The sequence below is a fragment of the Promicromonospora kroppenstedtii DSM 19349 genome, assembly GCF_000515355.1.
Lineage (GTDB): Bacteria > Actinomycetota > Actinomycetes > Actinomycetales > Cellulomonadaceae > Promicromonospora > Promicromonospora kroppenstedtii.
Genome location: NZ_KI911649.1, coordinates 965 through 2,639, shown reverse-complemented (window position 1 = coordinate 2,639; position 1,675 = coordinate 965). Strand labels below are relative to the sequence as shown.

Below are 1,675 nucleotides of genomic sequence, written 5' to 3'. Positions count from 1 at the left end.
GACGACGACGCCGCGGCCGCCCGCGCCGGCCTGCTTGGGCAGCAGGGCGATCGCGAGGTCGGCCACGCCCTCGCGGACGGGGCGCACCAGCGGCGCGGTGTTCACGGCGGTGTCGCCGAGGTCGCCGTCGATGAACATGAGCAACCGCGGGGGACGCCCGTCGGCGTCACGCATGGCCACCACCGCGGCACCGGTCTCCATCGCGGCGGCCTTGCCGCGGTTGTGGGAGTGGCGCACGACGACGGCGCCGGCGGCACGCGCGACGTGCTGCGTGTCGTCCTCGGAGCCGTCGTCGACCACGAGCACGAGGTCGACGTGTGGGATCGCACGCGCAGAGCGCACGGTAGCGGCAATGCGCTCGGCCTCGTCCTTGGCGGGAATGATCGCCGCCACCCGCTGGACGTTCTTGCCTGCCTGTGCATTGCCGGGACGCGTGGTCTTCGCGACCGGGAGAGCGTTCACACCTGTCCTGCCTGAAGCGTCGATTTGCCTTGGTGGGTGTCCGGATAGCCCTTTGCTTGGTGAGTGCAAAGGTTTACCCCTGGAATCCTACTCCCTTGGTCCGCTAGTTGCCGAAACCAGGGTCGCTCGTGGCGATCCGCGGTGACAGCCCTAGCGTTCTGGGTCGCTCGCGCAGGGCCGGCCGGGGCGTCCGGTCTAGCGCAGGGTGACCTGCCGGGAGACGATACCCGCTCTTGCGCGTCGCTCGTTCGCATCAAGCGGCTCCTTGATGGAAAGTGCTTTCGCGAGCTTCTCCCCCAGCTCCTTGACCGGGCCCTCCAGGTCCTCCGCCTGGGTCCCCTTCGGCAGCTCCCAGACCGGGACCACCAGGCCGGACGCGCGAAACGCTCCCACGAACCTTCCACCCGCGAGCCCTGACTCCCGCTTTGCGTGCAGCCGGGAGATCGCGTCGATCACGTCGTCCTCGGGCTCCGGACGGGCCCAGCGGAGGAACTCGCGCGACATGCTGCACCAGTAGGCGGACTCGACCGACGACACCTTGACCGTGGGGATCGCGCCGTCGGCGGCGTCCTCCAGGTTCTGCTTGAGGTCCGGTGTGAGGTCCGCGCTCGGGTCCAGCCAGTAGTCGAACGTGTCGTGCACGGTGACCTCGAACGGGACGCTCAGGTCGAGCACGTCCTGCAGGCGCGGGCCCTCGCCCGGCAGCTCGACCGACTCGACGGCCGTGCCCGGCTCCAGCTCCATCGCGTCCAGCAGGGCGGCCGCGAGGTCGCGGCTCACGTCGCCCGACCCGACGATGCCCTGCACCGCGAGCAGCAGCGTGCCGTCGGCACGGTGCAGCGCCGTCCAGGCACCCGGCAGGAGCGTCACGACCGTGACGTCGCGGGAGCCGTACTCGGCGGTGGTGCGAGCGGTAGCGGTCGCCGACGGGACGATCTCGCGCATCGACACCCAGTCGGTCTCCCCGGGGAGACCTTCGAAGGGCCGGAGCACGAAGTCGGAGGAGGGGTTCTTGGCCATGCGGCGAGTGTATCCGCGCGGATGGAGGCAGATCTGTCGGGCCGGTGATGTTTTCGGGGCCGTGCGGGCGGGACATGATGGAAGCGTGGAACCCTGGCTCGCCGCCCACCTGCCCGTGCTGGACCTCGCGCTCGACGCCGTCCGGTCCGTGCAGCGGGCGGCCGCGCGGGCCGCACGGCCGGCGGACGGCGCC

General features: G+C 71.0%; 2 protein-coding genes. Both read right to left on the bottom strand.

Features of this window, described 5'->3' with window-relative positions; genetic code table 11:
- Positions 1-462: glycosyltransferase family 2 protein (locus PROKR_RS31490; RefSeq protein ID WP_425414873.1), on the bottom strand; the 462-nt coding region annotated here is incomplete at its 3' end.
- A 195-nt stretch (positions 463-657) separates the two neighbouring features.
- Positions 658-1,482, bottom strand: a complete 825-nt coding sequence (locus PROKR_RS09525) for a DUF5926 family protein (RefSeq protein ID WP_036962572.1) — start codon at positions 1,480-1,482, stop codon at positions 658-660.
- Between the last annotated feature and the right edge of the window lie 193 nt (positions 1,483-1,675).

What these genes read in the sequence shown, in the direction of transcription:
- PROKR_RS09525 (WP_036962572.1), bottom strand. Translation starts at nt 1,482, where the DNA reads ATGGCCAAGAACCCCTCCTCCGACTTCGTGCTCCGGCCCTTCGAAGGT.